General features: G+C 29.6%; 19 protein-coding genes and 1 other annotated feature (1 of these 20 only partly in view). Of the genes, 6 read left to right on the top strand and 13 right to left on the bottom strand.

The window, feature by feature from the left end; all coding sequences use genetic code 11:
* Nucleotides 1–138, bottom strand: a binding site (T-box leader) (it extends 111 nt beyond the left edge of the window).
* 251 nt (nucleotides 139–389) lie between these two features.
* Nucleotides 390–692, top strand: coding sequence for a zinc ribbon domain-containing protein (locus L1S46_RS14540; protein ID WP_065416607.1), 303 nt, complete (start codon nucleotides 390–392; stop codon nucleotides 690–692).
* Between the two features lie 5 nt (nucleotides 693–697).
* A complete protein-coding gene (locus L1S46_RS14545; protein ID WP_238900318.1) occupies nucleotides 698–1,063 on the top strand; it encodes a DUF2085 domain-containing protein in 366 nt (121 codons plus the stop codon).
* A gap of 153 nt (nucleotides 1,064–1,216) precedes the next feature.
* On the opposite strand, the gene L1S46_RS14550 is transcribed toward L1S46_RS14545, so the two are convergent.
* Together L1S46_RS14550 and L1S46_RS14555 are read right to left on the bottom strand one after the other, a co-directional pair.
* Nucleotides 1,217–2,566, bottom strand: a complete 1,350-nt coding sequence (locus L1S46_RS14550) for a HAMP domain-containing sensor histidine kinase (protein ID WP_238900319.1) — start codon at nucleotides 2,564–2,566, stop codon at nucleotides 1,217–1,219.
* 3 nt (nucleotides 2,567–2,569) lie between these two features.
* Nucleotides 2,570–3,253 (bottom strand): response regulator transcription factor, encoded by a 684-nt coding sequence (locus tag L1S46_RS14555; protein WP_017209535.1) that lies wholly within the window; start codon nucleotides 3,251–3,253, stop codon nucleotides 2,570–2,572.
* A gap of 273 nt (nucleotides 3,254–3,526) precedes the next feature.
* On the opposite strand from L1S46_RS14555, the gene L1S46_RS14560 reads away from it, so the two are divergent.
* Entirely contained in the window at nucleotides 3,527–3,745 is a 219-nt protein-coding gene (locus L1S46_RS14560) for a (2Fe-2S)-binding protein (RefSeq protein WP_011967406.1), read from the top strand.
* 101 nt (nucleotides 3,746–3,846) lie between these two features.
* Here L1S46_RS14560 and L1S46_RS14565 read toward each other — a convergent pair whose 3' ends face one another.
* Nucleotides 3,847–4,563, bottom strand: coding sequence for a 2-phosphosulfolactate phosphatase family protein (locus tag L1S46_RS14565; RefSeq protein ID WP_238900320.1), 717 nt, complete (start codon nucleotides 4,561–4,563; stop codon nucleotides 3,847–3,849).
* Between the two features lie 40 nt (nucleotides 4,564–4,603).
* A complete protein-coding gene (locus L1S46_RS14570) occupies nucleotides 4,604–5,533 on the bottom strand; it encodes a TIGR01212 family radical SAM protein (RefSeq protein WP_077829258.1) in 930 nt (309 codons plus the stop codon).
* A gap of 118 nt (nucleotides 5,534–5,651) precedes the next feature.
* Here L1S46_RS14570 and L1S46_RS14575 point away from each other — a divergent pair, with 118 nt between their 5' ends.
* Nucleotides 5,652–6,728, top strand: a complete 1,077-nt coding sequence (locus L1S46_RS14575; RefSeq protein ID WP_238900321.1) for a transporter — start codon at nucleotides 5,652–5,654, stop codon at nucleotides 6,726–6,728.
* Between the two features lie 57 nt (nucleotides 6,729–6,785).
* The gene (locus L1S46_RS14580) at nucleotides 6,786–7,754 is read left to right on the top strand and encodes a radical SAM protein (RefSeq protein ID WP_238900322.1); all 969 of its coding nucleotides are present in this window, start codon (nucleotides 6,786–6,788) and stop codon (nucleotides 7,752–7,754) included.
* Nucleotides 7,755–7,886: 132 nt separating this feature from the next.
* Here the strand turns inward: L1S46_RS14580 and L1S46_RS14585 are convergent, their stop codons facing one another.
* From L1S46_RS14585 to murI, 5 genes are all read right to left on the bottom strand, one after another.
* Nucleotides 7,887–11,072: a S8 family serine peptidase gene (locus tag L1S46_RS14585; RefSeq protein WP_238900323.1), complete on the bottom strand. Its 3,186-nt coding sequence runs from the start codon at nucleotides 11,070–11,072 to the stop codon at nucleotides 7,887–7,889.
* Between the two features lie 152 nt (nucleotides 11,073–11,224).
* Nucleotides 11,225–11,893: a helix-turn-helix transcriptional regulator gene (locus L1S46_RS14590; protein ID WP_011967400.1), complete on the bottom strand. Its 669-nt coding sequence runs from the start codon at nucleotides 11,891–11,893 to the stop codon at nucleotides 11,225–11,227.
* Between the two features lies 1 nt (nucleotide 11,894).
* Entirely contained in the window at nucleotides 11,895–12,266 is a 372-nt protein-coding gene (locus tag L1S46_RS14595) for a DUF3783 domain-containing protein (protein WP_011967399.1), read from the bottom strand.
* 52 nt (nucleotides 12,267–12,318) lie between these two features.
* Complete coding sequence (locus L1S46_RS14600; RefSeq protein ID WP_039773411.1) at nucleotides 12,319–12,843, bottom strand: peptidylprolyl isomerase; 525 nt, start codon at nucleotides 12,841–12,843, stop codon at nucleotides 12,319–12,321.
* 105 nt (nucleotides 12,844–12,948) lie between these two features.
* Nucleotides 12,949–13,728, bottom strand: a complete 780-nt coding sequence (murI, locus tag L1S46_RS14605; RefSeq protein ID WP_238900324.1) for a glutamate racemase — start codon at nucleotides 13,726–13,728, stop codon at nucleotides 12,949–12,951.
* A gap of 482 nt (nucleotides 13,729–14,210) precedes the next feature.
* Here murI and L1S46_RS14610 point away from each other — a divergent pair, with 482 nt between their 5' ends.
* Nucleotides 14,211–15,320 carry an HD-GYP domain-containing protein gene (locus L1S46_RS14610; RefSeq protein ID WP_077854044.1) on the top strand — a complete coding sequence of 370 codons (1,110 nt, stop codon included), beginning with the start codon at nucleotides 14,211–14,213 and terminating at the stop codon, nucleotides 15,318–15,320.
* Between the two features lie 121 nt (nucleotides 15,321–15,441).
* On the opposite strand, the gene L1S46_RS14615 is transcribed toward L1S46_RS14610, so the two are convergent.
* The 4 genes from L1S46_RS14615 to L1S46_RS14630 all read right to left on the bottom strand — a co-directional run bounded on the left by L1S46_RS14615 (nucleotide 15,442) and on the right by L1S46_RS14630 (nucleotide 21,562).
* Entirely contained in the window at nucleotides 15,442–15,675 is a 234-nt protein-coding gene (locus tag L1S46_RS14615; protein WP_017209546.1) for a hypothetical protein, read from the bottom strand.
* Nucleotides 15,676–15,869: 194 nt separating this feature from the next.
* Nucleotides 15,870–19,079, bottom strand: a complete 3,210-nt coding sequence (carB, locus tag L1S46_RS14620) for a carbamoyl-phosphate synthase large subunit (RefSeq protein WP_238900325.1) — start codon at nucleotides 19,077–19,079, stop codon at nucleotides 15,870–15,872.
* 14 nt (nucleotides 19,080–19,093) lie between these two features.
* Nucleotides 19,094–20,143 carry a glutamine-hydrolyzing carbamoyl-phosphate synthase small subunit gene (gene carA / locus L1S46_RS14625; RefSeq protein WP_238900326.1) on the bottom strand — a complete coding sequence of 350 codons (1,050 nt, stop codon included), beginning with the start codon at nucleotides 20,141–20,143 and terminating at the stop codon, nucleotides 19,094–19,096.
* Between the two features lie 639 nt (nucleotides 20,144–20,782).
* Complete coding sequence (locus L1S46_RS14630; protein WP_238900327.1) at nucleotides 20,783–21,562, bottom strand: SDR family oxidoreductase; 780 nt, start codon at nucleotides 21,560–21,562, stop codon at nucleotides 20,783–20,785.
* Between the last annotated feature and the right edge of the window lie 194 nt (nucleotides 21,563–21,756).

Raw genomic sequence — 21,756 nt, forward strand, 5'->3', positions numbered from 1 at the left:
CGTGATAACTTATTCGGCATTACGCCTTTCAGTCTCCAACTCCTAGGTGATTTTCTCTAAGATTCATTATAGCTTTACACCAGCCAGCTACTCTCTAAAAATAATATCTAAGATACTTTTCCTAATCATCGTCTTTTATTGTAATAATTATATATTAATGATTTTTAAATGTCAATTCATGATCAAACACTAATTGTATCTTTATTACTAATTAATATTATAAAATAATTTAATCCTAATTTTATAAGGTTAGCGTGATATCATCTTAACAATTTTACAGCTTAACTAAGATATAAAATTAAATATTATCATGAATATAACTACATATTTACTCATAAGTTGTATTATTAACAATACTATAAATAGTATCTTCTTAAAGGGGGAAATATATGTTTTGTAAGAATTGCGGACAACAAATAGATGATAACGCTGCCGTATGTATACATTGTGGTGTTGCTACTGGTAATAATATGTCTTCTAAAAGTACTTTAGACAATCCATCTCATTTAGCCGGAATTGCGTCTTGTTGCTTTCCAGTAGTAGGAATAATATTGTACTTCTTATGGAAAGATGAAAAGCCTCAAAGTGCCAGCTTAGTATGTAAGTGGATGATTGGTGGAATAATTATCTGGATAATTTTTTACGTTCTAGCTTTTGTACTCGGAATGCTAGGCAGCTTATCATCATACTAAGTTAAATGCTTAATTGTAAAAAAGTCTTAAACTATATGTTTTTCTGCCATCAATTACCTGAGAGATCATTCTTTTTTAGAGGTCATCAATTTCCATTATGTGCAAGATGCACGGGAATATTAATGGGATATATCCTCGGACTCACATACGTAATATTATCTAAAAATATTCATATAATTATAGAATTATTACTGATGCTACCACTTTTAATTGATGGATTTGGTCAATATCTCATGTACTTTAAAAGTACTAATACAAGGAGATTAATCACCGGAATCTTAGCAGGCATATCAACTATATGTTTATTTAGATTGGCAATAGTTTTAGGTCTTCAATCTGGACATTGGTTTTATAATTTTATTCATATATAACTGTACTGATTCCTTACTACAGTTATAATAATACTAATATAAAACATAGCTATCTAAATCTAGTATTCTTAATGATTTAGATAGCTTTACATTTTTGAATAAAATAGCTATGTAGACCCTTTAGCAAATAAAATAACCTTTCCTAGTATTATCTTATTTAATTATTTTAGGAATTAATAATATAAATTCAGATCCAACGCCATATTCTGAATTCACTTTTAACTTAATACCAAAATTCTTTGAGATAGATTTCAATAAACTAAGGCCTATTCCCGTTCCATTAATATTTTGTCCTCTAACTATATCGCTTCGATAAAATCTATCAAATATTCGTTTTTCTTCGTCCTTCTTAATTCCTATTCCATTATCTACAACCATTATCCTAATATGCTTATTTACATCCTCAATAACAAGATTTATTTTACCATCTTCACCTGTATATTTAAATGCATTTTCGATCAATATTATAATTGCTCTCTTTATCTTATCATAATCCCACTGAACTAATATTTCTTCTTCTGGCTTAGCAACTTTAAATATTTTCTCCTTAATTTCTGCTAAATCAAAATAAAATTCGCTTATATCATTAATTAAATCATCTAATTTAAATTTTGTTATATTTATAGACAAGTCCAGATCTTCTTTAGATAATAATAACAAATCGCTATTCAATTTCTCTAGCCCCCTTACTTCACTCATCATCTTTGAAATATGCTCAAAATGATCATCTATAGTATCTCCCCAAGAGTGGGCTAATAGTTCTAACTTACCCTTTATTACAGCTAACGGTGTTCTCATTTCATGAGAGGCATCTTGAACAAAATAGACTTGCTTTTCATAAGCTTCCCTAACTGGCCTTATTACTTTTGTTGAAAGATAAGCTGAAAGAATTATTGCAATTATAATTAGTATTATAAGACTTACTGCTATCGAATATCTCAATCTATTTATAGAATTTACTTCTGAATCAATATTCGCAATAACTTGTATCTTATACTCCCCACTACTAATAGCAATTTCTCTAAAGTTATAGCCATTATTTATTATCGTAACCACTTCGTTTTCCGCATCATTTGAAATTGTTGGCAGATTATCTTTACTGAAATATAAATTTCTACTCATTGTTTCAAACTCATTATTTTTATACACAATAACAATAAGATTTGGAGGTATATGCTTAGGCTTTGAATCTAATTTTCCATCAAAATTCTCTGGTCTATGTGGATTTTCTCCTCCATCTGGATTTTTAAATTCATCTTTATGTAAGTCTCCATCTAAATTATGCCTATCTTCATTAAAAATATATTCATAGTAATTTGGATTAAATTGTTCCTTAGCTAAAATCTCTTTCTGCTCTAAAAGCTGATGATCTATAACATCTAGTACTCTAGACGAATATAATACCTGCGTTATTATTGCAAATACTATTAAACACCCAAAAACTATAATTGTACTCGTTGCTATGATTTTCTTCTTTGTAGATAAAAATATATCTTTCTTCATGCATTAATCCTCTATACTTTCATCCAACAAATATCCCATTCCTCTTTTAGTTATAAGATACTTTCCATATCCAAAAGTTCCTAATTGCTTTCTTAATCTGCTTATATAAACCTCAATTATTTCTGTTGCTGCATCACTATTATATCCGCATACATTATCAAATATTTGTTCCTTAAATAGCAATACACCTTTATTTATAACCATATACTCCAATAACTTATATAGCTTTTCATTTAACTCCAATTCATTTGTACCTATATATACTTTTTTCACTTTCATATCAATTTGCATATCTTTGAACTCAAGAAGATTAGCCCTTTTAACTTTACCCATGCTCTTTAAAATTGAATTAATCCGTGCTTTCAACTCCTCCATAAAAAATGGTTTAGTTAGATAATCATTTGCTCCTAAATTAAAAGCTTTAAGCTTATCACCAAGTTCTTCTTTTGCTGTTAGTATAATCACACCTGTATTTAAACAATTTTTAGATATATGGCTCAAAACACTCATTCCGCTTACTTCTGGCAACATAAGATCTAATATAACAATATCATAGTTATAAATGCTTAAACATTCCATTGCATCTGATCCATTATACACTGCTTTAATTTCTAACTCATCTCTAAAGTATTCAACTATATTTTGACTTATTTCTATATTATCTTCCACAAGCAACACTTTTATCATTGTTTTCACTCCAAACAAAATATTTAAAATAAAGTTCCTATAATTAATTTTTTAAACTCAGCCTAATTATATACTAGTTTTCTTAACACTCGCTTAATTTATTTATGACGATATTAATACGATAATAAAAATTATTATTTAATATTGGATACTTTTTTATAATTATTGTTATAATATTAATTAACTATACTTTTATTTTAGATTATAAAATGTATAATTAAGATAAAGTTAGTTTTTCAATTAACTTAAAAAATGTTTTTAGGAGATACTATTATGGAAAATAATTTGAATGAAGCAATTTTAGATAAATTAACAAAAACTTGCACTTGTAAGGCAATACCTAGATCAAAAATTAAGGAAGCTATTAAAAATGGCGCTTCAACTATAAAAGAAGTCCAAAAGGCTACTGGTGCAGGCAGTGGTTCGTGCGGAGGTAGAAATTGTTCTCCGCGAATAAATGATTTACTAAAGCAATCAAGAGAAAACATATAATCGTAAAACTTTTACTCATAGTAAATTCGAAAAGTAAAACACATACAGATTAAATAAATCATGTATGTGTTTTACTTTTAATTATAATCTTAAACAGTTTTTCATTCACAGGTTATTTTTCCATCTTTATATTCTGGAACTATATCTATGATGCTTTTTTTTATGCAATATTCAATATCATTATTTAATCCTAAGGATTTCATTACTGAATAGTGAGATGCTTCTCGTACATAGCTTAAGATATTTATATTTTCTTTATATATCATACAGGCCGTCTTTGCTATATCTGTTAACTCTATATTTCTATTAATATCTAGCATTTGGTTAATTATATATCCACTACAAATAAAATCATCCATTGAAAAGTTTCCATTTGTTCCTGCATTAATAATAACCACATCATCATTTATATTAATCAATTTTTTCGCCACTGATTCTCCATTTATCATAGCACCTATAAAAACTCTTTTAGCCTCCATTGACTTTGTTAAAGCTCTTGTTCCATTTGTTGTAGTCATAAGCACTTTTTTACCTTCAACTTTTTCTTTTGTATATTCTAATGGCGAATTTGATAGATCAAAACCTTCAATTTTAACAGCTTTTCTCTCTCCTCCTAAAATATAATTATCTCTACTAAGTTTCTTTGCATATTCCAGTGTTTCCTCAATAGTCAAATAAGGAATAACTTCTCTTGCTCCATTATCTAGTGCTGTTATAATTACAGATGTAGCCCTAAATATATCAATTATAACTGCAATCTTATTCCTTACTCTGCTTTCAACTATATCATCTGCTGAGATTATAATATCTATTTTCATTTTACTTACTCCATTCCTAATCATTAGAATTAATATATAGTTACTCCCTGAAATTTTTTCCTTGCCATAAGTTGTTATCTTCTAACGTCTTATCTATTGAATTTAAAACTTCCCATTTTTTTAAACTCCACATTGGTCCTATCAAAAGATCTCTTGGTGCATCGCCTGTTAACCTGTGAACTACCATATCCTTTGGAAGTAGTGTTATTCCATGAGTCACAAGATCTATATAATCATCTTGAGATAGGAACTTAAGATCTCCTGCCTCGTATAACTTTACCATAGGCGTTTGCTTCATTAAATGTAGTAAATGTAGTTTGATTCCTTTAGCCCCTGAATGAGCTATATAATTTATTGTTTCTAACATATCCTCTTTAGTTTCGCCCGGTAATCCTAAAATATCATGAACTACTACATCAATATTTCTCTCTTTTAATTTTCTCATTGCATTTTCAAATACATCTAATTTATATCCTCTATTAATTCTTTTAGCGGTCTCATCATTGCTAGTTTGAAGTCCAAGTTCTATCCAAAGGTAGATTTTATTGTTTATATTTTGCAATAAATCTAATACATCATCATCTAAGCAATCAGGTCTTGTTGCTATTGCAATAGCTACAACCCCTTCCTGATTTAATGCCTCCTCATATTTTTTTTTCAATTCATCAATAGGTGCATAAGTATTTGTATAAGCCTGAAAATAAGCTATATACTTGCCACTTTTCCACTTTTGTGACATCATATCCTTTATATTATGAAATTGCTTTGAAATAGACAATTCTCTGTCACCGGCATAATCTCCTGAACCTCTTTCACTACAAAAAAGACAGCCCCCATTGCTTATCTTTCCATCTCTATTCGGACAAGAAAATCCTCCATCCAAAGATATTTTAAATACTTTTTCACCAAATTTATTTCTTAAAAAATAGTTTAAACTATGATATCTTTTTCCATCCCAAAAACTGTTCATATTTCCTCCTCTTTATGTGTGTAATATACCTTCTTTAAATATTGTAACATTTAAAGAATAAATTAAAAGTAAACCTTATATATTTAATAAAAGGAACATTCTTTAAGGGGGATAAATATTGAAAAAGGAAATGATAAAAGTATTTCAAGTTGCCACTGTGTTTATCGGAACAATAGTTGGTGCTGGTCTTGCTTCTGGAAAAGAAATCACAGAATTTTTTACTCAATACGGTATATCTAGTTTCATAGGAATTATAGGTTGTGGTATTTTCTATATCTTAATAAGTTCTATAATTTCTAGAATAAGTATTAATTATAATCTTAGCTCTTATAGTGATGTTATGAATATAATAAGCCCTAATATATTTGGTAAGATTACTGGTTTTATAACAACTCTCTTTCTTATTTCCAGCGCATCTATAATACTTGCTGGAAGTGGTGCTTTGATACATCAGTTTTTTGGAATACCCAAGATAATTGGCTCACTAATAATGATTGTAATAGCCATATTTTTTCTACTTAGAGATACTGAAGGATTAATTGAAGTTAATTCCTTTATTGTTCCAGGTTTAATTTGTACTCTTACTTTGATTACAGTTTTATATTTTGCATTTTGTAGAAATACAGTTTCGTTAGATAATATCGCTAGCTTTCCAAAACAAAAAACTGGAATCTTTATTTCCACAGTACTTTATGCTGGATATAATACACTTTCAGCCTCAGGAGTCCTAGTGCCACTTAGCACTCAAATGAAGAAAAGTAAAATAATGATTGCTGGAATAGTAACCGGCGCAATTGGACTAACTATACTTTGTTTAATGATAAATTTATTATTAACAATTAACCAACCTTATATATATAAATATGAGATTCCTTTACTTTTTGTCGCTAATAGATTTGGTAACTTAATTCAAGCATTGTTACTCGTGATAATCTGGTTGGAGATGTTTTCTACTGAAGTTTCTGACATATATTCCATAAGCAAAACCCTAGAGCAAACATTTAATATAAAATTTAAAAAAGCAATCTTTATCGTAATAAGTCTTGCTCTTTTAATTTCCCAATTTGGATTTGGAACTCTTATAACTAAACTATATCCTATATTTGGGCTATTAAGTTTGATTTTTATATTCCAATGTATACTATTCTTTTTTAAGCATAAAAAAGATTTTTCTAACACGACTCAAATCAAATAATTATGATATACTTTTTATAAAATATATTAATAATTATTCTTAAAGGATTTGATATAAATGAATTATCTAGATTTATTAAATGAATGTACTTTATGTAATAGAGATTGTAAAGTAAATAGAAATAATGGTGAAATAGGATATTGCAAAGCTAGCAATATCATAAAAGTGGCTAAGGCTTCCCTTCATCTTTGGGAAGAGCCACCTATTTCACAAGGAAATGGTTCTGGTACTGTATTTTTTTCTCACTGTAATCTAAAATGCGTATTTTGCCAAAACTATAATATAAGTCAGGGGATTAGTGTTAATTCATCTTCTTCTGATTTTAATAAAAATAGTATTAAAAACACATCAATTGTTGGTGCAGAAATATCTATTGAAAGACTTTCCGAAATTTTTCTAGAACTTCAGAAAAAAGGTGCAAACAACATTAACTTAGTGACTCCTACTCATTATGTTCCTCAAATAATTGAAGGCTTAAAAATAGCTAAAAAAAATAATTTAACTATCCCAGTTCTTTATAATACCAATAGTTATGATTCTATTGAAACTATAAGATTATTGGATGGATATATTGATGTTTATTTGCCGGACTTCAAATATTTTAATAATAGATATTCTCTAAAATACTCTAAAGTTAATGATTATGCTTCCAATACTATAAAAATAATAGATGAAATGCTACGACAAGTTGGCACTCCCAAGTTTGATTCAAAGGGAAATATATTAAAGGGAGTTATTGTAAGACACCTAATGCTTCCTGGACTCCTTTTTGATTCAAAAAAGATAATAGATATTCTATATAATAGATATAAAACTGATATTTATATAAGCTTAATGAATCAATATATTCCTATGTTTAATGCTTGCGATTATCCAGAAATAAATAAGAAACTTAATCCAAAACACTACGATAGCCTAATTAATTATGCTTTAGATATTGGCGTAGTTAATGGATTTATACAAGATGAAGGTGCTAACATATCTGATTTCATTCCTGAATTTAATCTAGAAGGAATAGAAAAATAAATTTTTATCATACATATATCTTCTAATAATTTCATTAATTATAGCAGCTCCTATTCTAATCACAGCTATATAATGTAGCTGACAGAGAAAATGGGAACTGCTTCTACATCTAAAAAACATCTTAATATAATTCTAATAATAAAATTTAGGAATTCCTCTTTTATTATCTAAACCTGGTATAATCGGAGGCATAAATTCATTCATTCCAAGCGTACTTCTTAAACTTGAAGAATCTCTAAGTTCTGCTATCCTTGATACTCCAACATAGATGTCCGATATTCTATACCATGTTGCATAATCAACAATTCCGGTTTGTGGTAATGTAAATATTTGTTGAAATGTTTTTACTGCATCTGCTGTCTTTTGATTAAACTGTCCATCCTCAGCAACCTTAGGTATCAAAGGATAATTTCTAGCTATTCTATTCAATTGATTCTGGATAGTTCTTACTGCTGGACCTGAAGATCCTATAGTAAGCGGTTCACCAGGGTATGACTGTGGGCTTCCAGAAACTTTTTCAGCTGTAGTTAGTTCGATATCATTTCCATAATAATTTTTCAAAATATCATATGGAACCATTCCTTGTTGAGCTAATTGCTGACTTCCCCATTGGCTTAACCACTGAGGGCAGGTAACACTCTTTCCATCACAATATTGTGTCAAAAGTGGTTGTTTAGCTCCAACTCTCTTTATATAAGTAGAAAATATTTCATCTACAATAGCACTTATACTATCGTAAATATTTCTTCCATAATTAAATGCGTGATCATAAGCTGTTGAACTGGTAATATCAAAATTCTTTCCTTTTCCTCTGTACCATTCAGTATAAATTCTATTTAGCGTAAATGATACAATGCAGAATACATTTGCTCTTATAGCAGATTCATTCCAAGTTGAATATATTTCACTGGAAGCAACATTTTTAATATAATCTTTAAAAGGTACTTTATAATTTGGTGCTGATGGATCATTTGGCCCACCTTGGTGTACAATAATATATTCTGGAACTATTGGTTGAGGCAATACAACTCCAGAACTTGGTGGGGGTAACTGCTTTTCTGGATCCTCTGGTATTTTAGGTGGAAAATTTCCATTCAATGTATTTGGTTGTATATTTATAACCTCTTGTCTCATCATTCCCCTTCCTGAGTTACTTGTCAAATTACAAATCTGATAGGCAACCTGTGTAGGAAATACTTGACATCCTCTTATTACTATTGGGTTAAATCCATCTCTTTCAACCGTTATATCATATAAACTATAAGGCACTTGGTTGCTATTAGGATTCAAAGAATATTCTAAAGGTGGCGCTGTCAATTCAATTATTTGTGTCAATCCAACTGAATCTGTAACTAGCTGAATACTATTAACACTTTCAGCGCCTTGTGGTGTTCTTACAGTTATTCTGGCTCCATCAATTGGAATATAATCCTCCCCCCTGAAACATTGAATCTTTAACCTACCGATATTTGTTGAGGTATTTCCACTGCTCGTATTCTCCATAACTTCCCTCTTTATATTTTTTCTCAAAATATTATATTTATTAGGTACGCTATTTGTTACCTGTATATCTCTTGAATTTATATTTCCTCTAGTCAAAATAGCATTTAAATCATTTTGTAACGCTCTTAAACTGTTGAATATACATACTTCACCATATCCCCATGAGGGATTTGGATATGTTACATCTGTACGTCTTCTTCTGGCTCCTCTTAATAAATAATATTTTAACCTTTGACCAAACAAATATGGATCATTTCCTTTAACTATTCCCCATTGCATCATTAACGCACATATTCCAGATACTTGAGGAGTAGCCATTGATGTACCTGTTTTATTATCGTATCCACCATTTGGTACTGGCCCTGCAATATCCTCTCCTGGAGCTACTAAATCAGGTCTTACTATATTCTGATCTTGTGCACCTCTTCCACTGAATGATGATAAATTATTGGTTCTATAATTATAACTTCCTACAGCTATTATATTATCTACTGTTGCTGGTATGCCCAGCGTATTATATTGATTAGGTTCTAAAAATTTAGTTGCAGGATTTAATCCTTCTAAAACTGGAAGCCATATTGAATATGCTCCTAAGTATTCATTCGTAACATTTATTTCTAATGTCCATACACCTTCAACAAGAAAGCCAGATCTAGCAGAAAGAATTATTCTGATTTCACTATTCAATTCAAAAGGTTTAGGTCCAGATACATATATATCGTATCTATCACTCCCTATTGTTCCTTGAATGTAACCTTCTTGTATATTAATATTTCCGGTTCCTTGGCTTGTTGGATTTATTATATTAACTGATATATTAGGCAATATTGTCTTATAAAAATTCATTACTATTGATTTTTCTTCGCTTGCTATATTAAAAATTTGCCTTTGTGTTTTAACTAATTGTCCGCCAACATGATGGCCTGCATCACCTTCATTTCCTGCTGCAATAACAATAGATACTCTTTCCAAGTTAGATATCGTCCTAATGTATTGCTCTAGTAAGCTGCTTCCATCGTGTGCTCCATCATTAGTGCTAAGACTAATACTAATAACTAGCGGCATATTCAGTTCTTTACCTTTATCTATAAGAAATTTGATTCCCTGCATAATCTGAGAGCTTAAGATTGCAGTTCCCCTAGCAGCTTTAACCATTGCTATAGACGAATTAGGAGCTACACCTCTATACATAGGATTTATTCTTCCCCCACCACATGCGATTCCTGCAACGTGAGTTCCATGTCCACTATTGTCTATTGATGGAACTACTGAGAAGGGATTATTGGATTTTATTGCTTCATTTATCATTTGCTTATTATATACATTTCCCCCTGTACTCAAATCATAAATGTATTCTATTCTAGTGGATTTTCCGGTCGAATCCATAAAAGCAGGGTGAATATAATCTATCCCTGAATCTACAAATCCGACTAATATCCCTTCACCTGAAACATCAAAATCTGGAGCCAATTGAAGTATACAGGATGCCCTATTACTTTCTTGGTCTTGCTCATATAAGTTCTTTGGTAATTCTATATATTGAATAGAATTACTCATTGATAGCTGTTCTAATTTATCTCTGGGTATATTAACAACAGCAAAGTTAAATCCTAAATCCTGAAAAGTTCCTCCTAAGCCTTCAACAAATGATTTTGTTTGTTCTTGAGTATCTCTATATAAAATAGTGAGCTCCACATTGTTACCCTGACTCTGATACTTATAACCTAGTTCATCTAATATAACTTTTGGAACATTAGCTAATAATCCTATTGATGCATCTACCTTTGAAGATATTTGTGTCTCCAATTCAGGCATAATTACCACACCTTAATTAAATATATTCATAGATATACTATGCAATTAAATGTTTTAATGTAACAAAAACAGAGAATAACTGAAAAATTCAATTATTCTCTGTTTCTACCTACGCTTTAATTCTTCAATATAAGAGTTCTTACATTAGTTGTTTATAATGTAATCTCTAGTCTTTCTAATTTAGCAATTACATCTACTTCTTTTAATTCCATGGTTTCAGTAAGAAGACTTCCAGCATTGCTTACTAAAAGTAATTTAGAATTACCTAATACCTTTATTTGTCTTACTTTCCTTTTTCCCTTATAATCTATTAAGAAAAATCCGCTATTACTTATATCCTTCACAGCATGTGCAAATGCAACATCACCCTTTAGCATTCTAAATCCATTCATTTCATCATCTTCAATTTCTAAATAAAATACTTTATCTTGAGGATAATTCTCGATTTTATTTGAATGAATAGGCATCTCTTTAGAACCCTTTTTATTAGATAGTGAATAATCATATATTGGAACACTTCTAAGTACTGATGAGAAAGCATCAGTCCAAACTTCTGAACTTTCTACATTTCTTTTAGGAATTTCCTTTAAAGTTTTTCTTTCTTCCATCAATACTTCATCGGTAACAACCATGCTTATGTCATTTAAATCAGCTTTTAATACCTTGCCCGCTTTATCTATTAGTGATTCAGGTGCAACTTTTCTTCCCATTTCAACTTCATTTAAATATTTTTCTGCTACACCTAGTTTTTTAGCTAAAGCTTTAACCGTAAGTCCGCTCTTTTCTCTAGCTTGTTTTATATTTTCTCCTACACGACTCACTTTACTTTCTCCCCTTTTGTTGTTCTTTATACCATTCTCTTTCTTCAATTAAGTGCTCTAATAGATATTTAAAAGTCCACTTGTAATTCTGTGCTGTAGATACAGCAAGTACTCCACCTTGAATAAAGCTTCTAATATATCTAATAGTAACTTTCAATTGTTCATCCTTAAATCCATTGAAAATTAGTGCCTTTTCACTCAACTGCATTTCATCGTAAGAATCTTCATTTTTGTTTCCATTAATTATATCTTCTAATGTCATTAAAGTCATATTCTTATTAATTTCTATAACTTTAATATTCTGACTCTCAATTTTCTTAATTTCATCCTCTTTTAATCCATACGCTAATATACATTTATTATTTGTAGCCATCCATGACACCTCTCTTCTTTTTACTTACTATAGTCTTGTAGAATGGTATTTTTTACTCTTCAATTATTTCAGGCTCTTTTATTTCTTCCCCTTGCATATCTACTGTAACACTTTTTATTACTTGATCTTCATAAGGCCTATCTGACATATCAGTTTTTTGTGCAACAATCTTATCAGCTACTTCCATTCCTTCAATAACCTTACCAAATGATGCATACTGGCCATCTAAATGTGGAGCATCAGCTACCATAATGAAAAATTGGCTTCCTGCTGAATCTGGATGCATAGCTCTAGCCATTGATAATACTCCTCTTGTATGTTTTAAAGTATTCTTAAAACCATTGCCTGTAAACTCTCCCTTTATTGAATATCCTGGGCCACCAATACCTGTTCCTTCTGGGCATCCCCCTTGAATCATGAAATTTGGAATAACTCTATGAAATATTAGACCATCATAAAATCCTCTATTGATTAAGTCTACAAAATTTCTCACTGTATTTGGTGCTGCCTCAGGATATAATTCTGCTTTTATAACTCCACCATTTTCCATAGTCATTGTAATAATTGGATTCTTCATCTTTAAATATTCTCCTCTCGATATCAATCTTAATTAGTATTATTATCTAAAACATAAATTTAAATTCATCCTTATATTATATATCTCAATAAATCTGAATCATATTTATATTTTAAAATTAATTAAACTATAACAAAAATCTATCACTTTATCATCATTTATTGAATTACAAATTTCTATATTCCCCTTTTCTTTAGAATCATTTAGTAAACCACTTTCAATTAACTTCCTCTTCAATTCTTGAACAGTACCAAATCCACCATCAATAAGAGGTATTTCCTTTCCAATAACGTTTGATAAAACCTTTTTTATAAATGGATAATGAGTACAGCCAAGAACTATGGAGCTTATATCATTATCTAAGTAATCTTTGAATTTTTCCTTTAAGTAATACTCTAGATCTTCGCCCTCTACTATTCCCTGTTCTATAAATTCTACTAGCCCTGCACATGGTAATGATATTATATCAGCCTCATTTTTATATTTATCCATTAATAATTTAAATTTCTTTTCCCTCAATGTCATAGGCGTTGCCATTATTATTATTTGACCTTTTCTATTTAACTTAACAGCTGGCTTTAATGCTGGCTCTATTCCTATTATGGATATCTGTTTATATTTACTTCTAATCTCTTCTATTGCTGCACTAGTTGCAGTGTTGCAGGCTATTACAACCGCTTTAACATTTTTACTTAGTAAAAACTCAACAGCATCAATTGTAAGATCTCTTACCTCACTTACTTTCTTAGTTCCATAGGGTGCATTCTTTGAATCTCCGAAATATATAAAGTTTTCATTAGGCATGATAGATATTGCTTCTCTCATCACGCTTAAACCTCCTACCCCTGAATCAAAAAATCCTATGGGGTCAGTTTTTATATTCAAAACGTCCTCACTCCATTTTTTCAAATATTTAGGTATGCACAAATAACTAATCAGATATATGAAACCACATTTCAAATCTAAAAATAATTTTGGTTGAATCTTAAGTATTAACTAATATTTAAAATTACAATGATAAAAAAGTAAACATAAATCCGATTTATTATTCTTTAATATATTTTATCTACAAATATTTTATTACTTTATTTATCCAATGTCTATAATTTCTGCTTTCCATCTACTAAACTTGATAATTAAATGAATTATCAAATATTAACTTATTTACATAACCTTTTTAATTACATTATTAAATATAATTTTATCAAAAAACTCTATGTCATTCAAAATAAACGTCTTTTTATATAAAAATATTTTCATATATATGCGAATTTTAGATATTATTTTAAGATTTTTGCATTATCATTGTATAAATTTACATGTTATTTATGATATAATGATTATTATTAATTTGGTGAGGTATAATCATGCGATTAATTCCAATTGAATGTGTAAGAGAAAATTCATTGCTAGGCAAAGACATATATACCCCTGATGGTAGATGTCTACTTAGAGCTGGTATTCTGTTAAACGATATTATTTTGCAAAAAATTAAGGAATATAAAATATTCTCTTTATATATAATTGATGACTATAGTTCTGCTGAAATTGAAGATGTTATAAAGCCAGAATTAAGGCAAAAATCTATATCTGTAATTAAAGAAACATTCTCTGATATAGAAAGAATAGCTTCTGTTCATAAATTTGAAAAGAGGAGTATTAGTGAGTATACAAAGCAGGAACAACAATATTTCAATTCAATTACTAATATAGCAGAAGAGTTATTAGATAATGTTTTATCTAATAAAAATATACTGATTTCTTTAGTTGATATAAAGAGCATGGATAATTATACTTATGCTCATTGTGTAAATGTTGCTGTAATATCACTTATACTTGGAATCAGCTTAAATTTATCTAAGCGCAATCTAACTTATCTCTGCATTGGTGCGCTAATTCATGATATAGGAAAATCATTTATTCCAAGTGAAATTCTTCAAAAGCCAGGTAAATTAACACCTGAAGAATTTGAAGTAATAAAAAATCATTCTCTATATGGATATAAATTTTTGAATAACTTTTTTAGCTTAAGCTCTCATATCAAACTTATAGTTCTGCAACATCATGAGAGATTTGATGGACTAGGTTACCCTAATAGTATATCTGGTAATAAAATTAGCTATCTCGCTAGAATTGTAAGTATTGCAGATGTTTATGATGCATTAACTTCTGACAGGCCTTATAAAAGAGCTATGTGTCCTAGTGATGCACTCGAATACTTAATGTCAAATGCCGGAACACTCTTTGATCATGATATGCTTAACGTATTCTGTAAAATTGTTATTCCATTCCCTCAGGGGACAATTGTAAGCCTTAGCAATGGTGATGTAGGAGTAGTTGAAGAGACTATGCCTAACTTTCCATTAAGACCAACTATAAAAATACTTAAAAGCGATTATCCTAATAAAATTGGTTCTAAAGTCAATTTAATAGAAAATCTTTCAATTGTCATTTCTGATATAAAATATGAAATATAAAATAAGCTACTAAATTATAAAATTTTTGTAGCTTATTTTTTATATATTCTTTAATTTTTCACTAGTTAATGAATGAAAGTTTAGATATATAGTATGAAAATTCATCTAGATTTTATGTACTTTAATTTATGCTTCTTCTATTTAGAAATGGATTCAAATTTGCTAATGCTTCAGCTTCTTTAAAACTTTTAGCTCTAAAAACTAACGTCCAACCATTTTTATCATACTTTCCAGCACACATTATGTATTTTTCTTGTTGTTTTATGTAATTACCCTGTTTATCTATAATTAAGCTTCTAATATTATCAATGCTTTTACAGTTTAACTTAACAAAAAAATTTCCCGATTCGTTCATAATACACATCTCCTTAGCAAACATATGTTCATTAATTGTATTATACAGAACATATGTTCACTTGTCAATATTTCCTTTTAATAATATATTTCATGAAAAAAACTAGGATATCATCTGCCATATCCTAGTTTTAATTTTTAAATAAGTGCAGTAACTTGAGTAGTCTTTTTAATACTGCTTTAACTCATTAATTTTTATTTTGCTATATTGAATACTTCCAAATCCTTATTCTCATCAAACTTCTCAAGTTCCACATCTGCAATTGCCCTTAATGTATCTAATGCTGTAATCACTCCTAAGTTTCTCTCAACTGCTGCTCTTCTTATTAAGAAACCATCTCTTTTCGAATCATTTCCTTTTGTTGGAGTATTTACAACTAAGTCTACTTCTCTGTTTTTAACTATATCTAAAATATTTGGTTCTTCTTCATCTATCTTTCTTATTTCTTCTACTTCTATACCTGCTTCCTTCAATAAAGCGCAAGTTCCTGATGTTGCAATAAATTTGTATCCTACTGATGCTAAATCTTTTGCTATTGGTAGGAATTCTGCCTTATCATGCTTATTTATTGTAGCAAGTATTTTTCCTTTTTCCTTTGAAGGATACATATACGCTCCAACAAATCCTTTGTAAAGTGCTTCCTTTATATTTCTACCAACTCCTAAAACTTCTCCTGTTGATCTCATTTCAGGTCCTAAGCTTACTTCAACATTAGGTAATTTTTGAGTTGAGAATACTGGAACTTTAACTGAAACTAGTTCAGGTTCTTTATATACATCTATTCCATATCCCAATTCCTTTAATTTAGCGCCAAGCATTACTTGTGTAGCTAAATCTACTATTGGAACTCCACTTACTTTGCTTATATATGGTACTGTTCTTGATGCTCTTGGATTAACTTCAATTACATATAATTCTCCTTCAAATTCTATGAATTGAATATTTATCATACCCTTTATCCCAATTGCTAATGCTAATTTTTTAGTATACTCTAATACATCAGCTTTAATTTTGTCAGATATATTTTGGCTTGGATACATAGTTACACTATCCCCTGAATGAACTCCAGCTCTTTCTAAGTGTTCCATTATACCCGGTATTAAAATATTCTCTCCATCTGATATGGCATCTACTTCTATTTCTCTGCCCATTAGATATTTATCTATAAGTATTGGATTTTTACTGTCTTTAGCGAAAGCATTTTCTAAGTAGTATGTTAACTCTTCTTCGTCATGAGTTATTTCCATTCCTTGCCCACCAATTACATATGAAGGTCTAACAAGTACTGGGAACTTTAATCTCTTAGCTTCTTCTAATCCTTCTTCTAAAGACCATATTCCTTTACCTTTTGGTCTTGATATTCCTAATCTTTCTAGTAATTCATCAAACTTTTCTCTATCTTCAGCCATATCTATTTGATCTGCTGTAGTTCCAAGCGTTACAATATTTTGTTCCTTTAAGAAGTTTGCAAGCTTAATAGCTGTTTGCCCACCAAATTGAAGTATTACACCATCTGGTTTTTCTTTTTCTATTATATTTAAAACATCTTCTTCTGTTAATGGCTCAAAATATAACTTATCTGATACATCAAAATCAGTACTTACTGTTTCTGGGTTGTTATTAACTATAATAGTTTCAATTCCAAGTTTCTTTAGTGCTTTTATGCAATGTACTGAAGCGTAGTCAAATTCAATACCTTGCCCTATTCTTATTGGACCTGAACCTATAACTATAACTTTTTTATTATTTGATACTTCTACTTCATCATATTGCTCATAAGTTGAGTAATAGTATGGAGATAATGCTTCAAATTCTCCTCCACAAGTATCAACCATTTTATATGAAGGCTTTATACTCCATATGTCTCTTAATCTATATACATCGTCTGGACTAACCTTTAGCATATCAGCTATAGCTTTATCAGAAAATCCTTTTTTCTTTAAATGATGTAACCATTCCTTATCTAAATCTTCTATTTTACTTAATTTTAATCTTTGTTCTTCTTCAACTATCCACTTTATTTTTTCTAAGAAAAACATATCGATTCCAGTAATTTTATTTATTCTATCTATCATGTAATCTCTTCTTATCATCTCAGCTAATGCAAAGATTCTTTCATCATCAGGCTTCATTACTATGCTCTTTAATTTTGAAATACTATATTCTTTAAATTTATTATGATCTAATGAATATTTTCCTATTTCTAAGCTTCTAATTCCTTTTAAAAACGCTTGCTCAAAATTGGCTCCAATAGCCATAATTTCTCCAGTTGCCATCATTTTTGTTCCAAGTTCTCTGTCAGCACCAAAGAATTTATCGAAAGGCCATTTTGGTATTTTTACTACAACATAATCAAGTGTTGGTTCGAAACACGCATATGTTTTTTGTGTAACAGCATTTTTTATTTCGTCTAATCCATATCCAAGAGCTATTTTAGCAGCAAGTTTTGCAATGGGATATCCTGTTGCTTTTGATGCTAGTGCTGAACTTCTTGAAACTCTCGGATTTATTTCTATAACTGCATATTCAAAACTATTTGGATTTAGTGAGAACTGTACATTACATCCACCTTCAATTCCAACTGCATTTATTATATTTATTGATGCTGTTCTAAGCATTTGATATTCTTTATCTGAAAGAGTTTGTGATGGAGCTACAACTATACTATCTCCAGTGTGTATACCAACAGGATCTATATTTTCCATATTACATACAGTAATACAGTTTCCATAAGAGTCTCTCATTACTTCGTACTCTACTTCTTTCCACCCCTTAACGCTCTTTTCAAGTAGAACTTGACCAATTGTGCTTAGTTGAAGTCCCGATTCTAATATGGTTCTAAGTTGTTCCTCGTCATCAGCGATACCACCGCCAGATCCTCCTAATGTATAAGCTGGTCTAACTATAACTGGATAACCAATCTTATTAGCGAACTCCAAACCTGCAGTTAAGTCAGTTACAATTTCACTCTTTATAACTGGTTCTCCAATCCTATTCATCATATCTCTAAATAACTCTCTATCTTCACCTTCTTTAATTGATGCAATAGAGGTTCCGATTACTTTTACATTGTATTTTTCTAATATACCAGAATCATGTAATTCTACTGCAAGGTTAAGTCCTGTTTGACCACCCATTCCTGCAAGTAAGCTGTCTGGTCTTTCCTTAGCTATTACTTTTTCAACAAATTCTAATGTTAATGGCTCTAAATAAACTTTATCTGCAACTTCTTTATCAGTCATTATTGTTGCAGGGTTTGAATTTACAAGTACAACTTCTATACCTTCTGATTTTAATGCTTCACAAGCTTGAGTTCCAGAGTAATCGAACTCTGCTGCTTGACCTATGACTATCGGACCTGATCCTATAACTAAAACTTTTTTTATATCTTTATTTAATGGCATTTTACTAAAACCTCCTATAGTGCATATTCTAAGAACTTATCAAATATATATTCACTGTCTTTTGGACCTGCTGATGCTTCTGGATGAAATTGAACTGAGTATATTGGTAAAGTCTTATGTTTCATTCCTTCTACAGTTCCATCATTTATATTAACGTGAGTAACTTCCATGTCATCTGGTAACTTCTCTACTACATACCCGTGATTTTGCGAAGTTATATGCACAATATTAGCTTCTAAATCTTTAACAGGATGGTTGCATCCCCTATGTCCAAACTTCAATTTAGTAGTTTTACCACCTAACGCTAATCCCAATAATTGATGCCCTAAGCAAATACCTGTTATTGGTTTCTTTCCAACTAATTTTTTAATATTTTCTATGGCAAAATCTAAATCTTCTGGATCCCCAGGTCCATTAGATAAAAATATTAAGTCCGGGTTAATATTTAAAACTTCTTCTGCTGTTGCTGTTGCTGGGAATATAGTTAATTTGCAGCCTCTCTTTTTGAAATTTCTTATTATATTAGTCTTTATACCGAAATCCATAACCGCAATATGTTTTCCTGTTCCTTCAACCACATAAGACTTACTTGTTGTAACAGTCTTTACAGCTTCCTTAGTAGAAAATCCTGCTATTTTTTCTTTCACATATTCATCGTCAACATCTTCTAGTGCTATAATGCCTCTCATAGTACCACTATTTCTTAAAACCTTAGTTAAAGCTCTTGTATCTATTCCTTCCAGGCCAATAACTTTTCCTTGTTTTAAAAAATCTTCAAGTTCTAATTCACATCTAAAGTTACTTGGCATATTACATTTTTCTCTAACAATAAAACCCCTTACTTTTATTGAATCAGACTCCATATCTTCAAGGTTTATCCCATAATTCCCTATTAAAGGGTAAGTCATCGTTACTATTTGTCCGTAATAAGATGGATCAGTAAGTACTTCTTGATAACCTGTCATTCCAGTTGTAAATACTACTTCCCCAACGCTTTCTTTTAGATATCCAAAAGCTTTTCCTTCAAAAATCATGCCGTTTTCTAATATAAGCTTTGCTTTCATACTTAAGCCTCCTACAAATATATTTTTGCTAAAACTACACCTTATGAATCTTTGTTTAATATAAAACAAAAGGATAATAAAGAGATTTCAGAAAACCTGATCTCTTCACTATCCTGTGATATACCATACAAATATTTGAATTCAAAAAATAAGCTATGAAATTTTTCATTCAGCTTTCAAATATCATAGTTATGCTTCCCTTTTTGGCCTCACAGGACCAAGTTAAAGTGTATCTTAACTTTTAAAATTTCTCTTTCTAACTATTCTAGTTGATAGATAATCCTGTGTCAAGATAATTTAAGGATAGTTTAATATTTAATATAATTATTTTTATTTATTACTTATTGTCTATTGCTTATTTATTTTTAATTTATTCAATATATAAATCTTATCATAAAAATAAGATTATATAAAGCATAAAAATACACTTATTTGAATTTTTATTCATTTTTTTTTTATTTTAGATATAAATATACCATTAATTCAAATAATTACTTTTGTATATTAATCCTTAATTATATGTGAATTAAAATATGTATCCTAATTAAGTAACTAAATATTTATTATAATAATGCCATATTTAAATCGATATAATACATGCATATTTATATAAAAAAAGAATAATAGCTAATATAAATACTAACTATTATTCTTTAATATAATTCTTCTTCCTAACGCTCTAGGGATTAATTTATTTCCTAAAATCAACAGCTTATTTTTATATCCTGGAATAATTATTGTCTTGCCCATTGAAAATTCTCTGTAAGCATATTTTGCTATATCACTAGCATTCATTAAATATCTTTTAGATCTTTGTGACTTTTTTATACCAGCCTTCTCTTGAAATGATGTCCTTACAGGCCCAGGACAAAGGCAACTTACCCTGATTCCCAAATCTTTCAACTCATCATGGATTGCTTCTGTTAATGATAAAACATATGCCTTGCTTGAATAATATATAGACATTTTAGGACCACCAATAAATGCTGCTGTTGATGCCACATTTAAGATGCCTCCATGTCTTCTCTCAACCATCTTTTTAGAAAAGTACTTTGTAAGCATAGTCAATGCTGTAATATTTATATTTATTATCTTTTCTTCAAGTCCATCTTCTAAATCATGAAAAAAACCAAAGCAACCTATGCCTGCATTATTTATTAAATTATCCACAATTAAATTCTTTTCTTCCACAACTTCTATTATCTTTTTATAACCTTTATCCACAGATAGGTCACATTGAATTATTTCTACAATTACTCCATATTGATCTTCAATCCTACTTTTAGCATTCCTTAGCTTAATTTCGTCTTTTGCTATAATAATTAAATTATCTTTATTTTTGGCATAGATCTTTGCTAACTCAAATCCAATTCCGTCACTACCACCAGTTATTAATGTATATCTGTTTAAATCAGTCATTATAATCCTTCCTTTTAAGATATTCTATTAGTTTACAAGCTATATTTCCTTGCTATTACCTTAGAATTATAATCATGTTCATACTCCATTTATACACAAATGATTGCTAATTGCAAATTTATATAATTTATGTTATTATATAATTAATAAAATATTCAGAAAATTTAGGCAGTTACAGTTAATTCTGAATTGAC

Source organism: Clostridium sp. YIM B02500, assembly GCF_022324665.1.
Taxonomy (GTDB): domain Bacteria; phylum Bacillota; class Clostridia; order Clostridiales; family Clostridiaceae; genus Clostridium; species Clostridium beijerinckii.

Coding starts and splice junctions, on each gene's coding strand:
- L1S46_RS14570 (WP_077829258.1), bottom strand. CDS start 5,533: ATGAACAGTTTTTGGGATGGAAAAAGATATCATAGTTTAAACTATTTT.
- carB (WP_238900325.1), bottom strand. CDS start 19,079: ATGCCATTAAATAAAGATATAAAAAAAGTTTTAGTTATAGGATCAGGT.
- L1S46_RS14595 (WP_011967399.1), bottom strand. CDS start 12,266: ATGGCTACAAATAATAAATGTATATTAGCGTATGGATTAAAAGAGGAT.
- L1S46_RS14550 (WP_238900319.1), bottom strand. CDS start 2,566: ATGAAGAAAGATATATTTTTATCTACAAAGAAGAAAATCATAGCAACG.
- L1S46_RS14610 (WP_077854044.1), top strand. CDS start 14,211: ATGCGATTAATTCCAATTGAATGTGTAAGAGAAAATTCATTGCTAGGC.
- L1S46_RS14600 (WP_039773411.1), bottom strand. CDS start 12,843: ATGAAGAATCCAATTATTACAATGACTATGGAAAATGGTGGAGTTATA.
- L1S46_RS14615 (WP_017209546.1), bottom strand. CDS start 15,675: ATGAACGAATCGGGAAATTTTTTTGTTAAGTTAAACTGTAAAAGCATT.
- L1S46_RS14560 (WP_011967406.1), top strand. CDS start 3,527: ATGGAAAATAATTTGAATGAAGCAATTTTAGATAAATTAACAAAAACT.
- L1S46_RS14630 (WP_238900327.1), bottom strand. CDS start 21,562: ATGACTGATTTAAACAGATATACATTAATAACTGGTGGTAGTGACGGA.
- L1S46_RS14580 (WP_238900322.1), top strand. CDS start 6,786: ATGAATTATCTAGATTTATTAAATGAATGTACTTTATGTAATAGAGAT.
- L1S46_RS14585 (WP_238900323.1), bottom strand. CDS start 11,072: ATGCCTGAATTGGAGACACAAATATCTTCAAAGGTAGATGCATCAATA.
- L1S46_RS14540 (WP_065416607.1), top strand. CDS start 390: ATGTTTTGTAAGAATTGCGGACAACAAATAGATGATAACGCTGCCGTA.
- L1S46_RS14565 (WP_238900320.1), bottom strand. CDS start 4,563: ATGAAAATAGATATTATAATCTCAGCAGATGATATAGTTGAAAGCAGA.
- L1S46_RS14545 (WP_238900318.1), top strand. CDS start 698: ATGCTTAATTGTAAAAAAGTCTTAAACTATATGTTTTTCTGCCATCAA.
- L1S46_RS14555 (WP_017209535.1), bottom strand. CDS start 3,253: ATGATAAAAGTGTTGCTTGTGGAAGATAATATAGAAATAAGTCAAAAT.
- carA (WP_238900326.1), bottom strand. CDS start 20,143: ATGAAAGCAAAGCTTATATTAGAAAACGGCATGATTTTTGAAGGAAAA.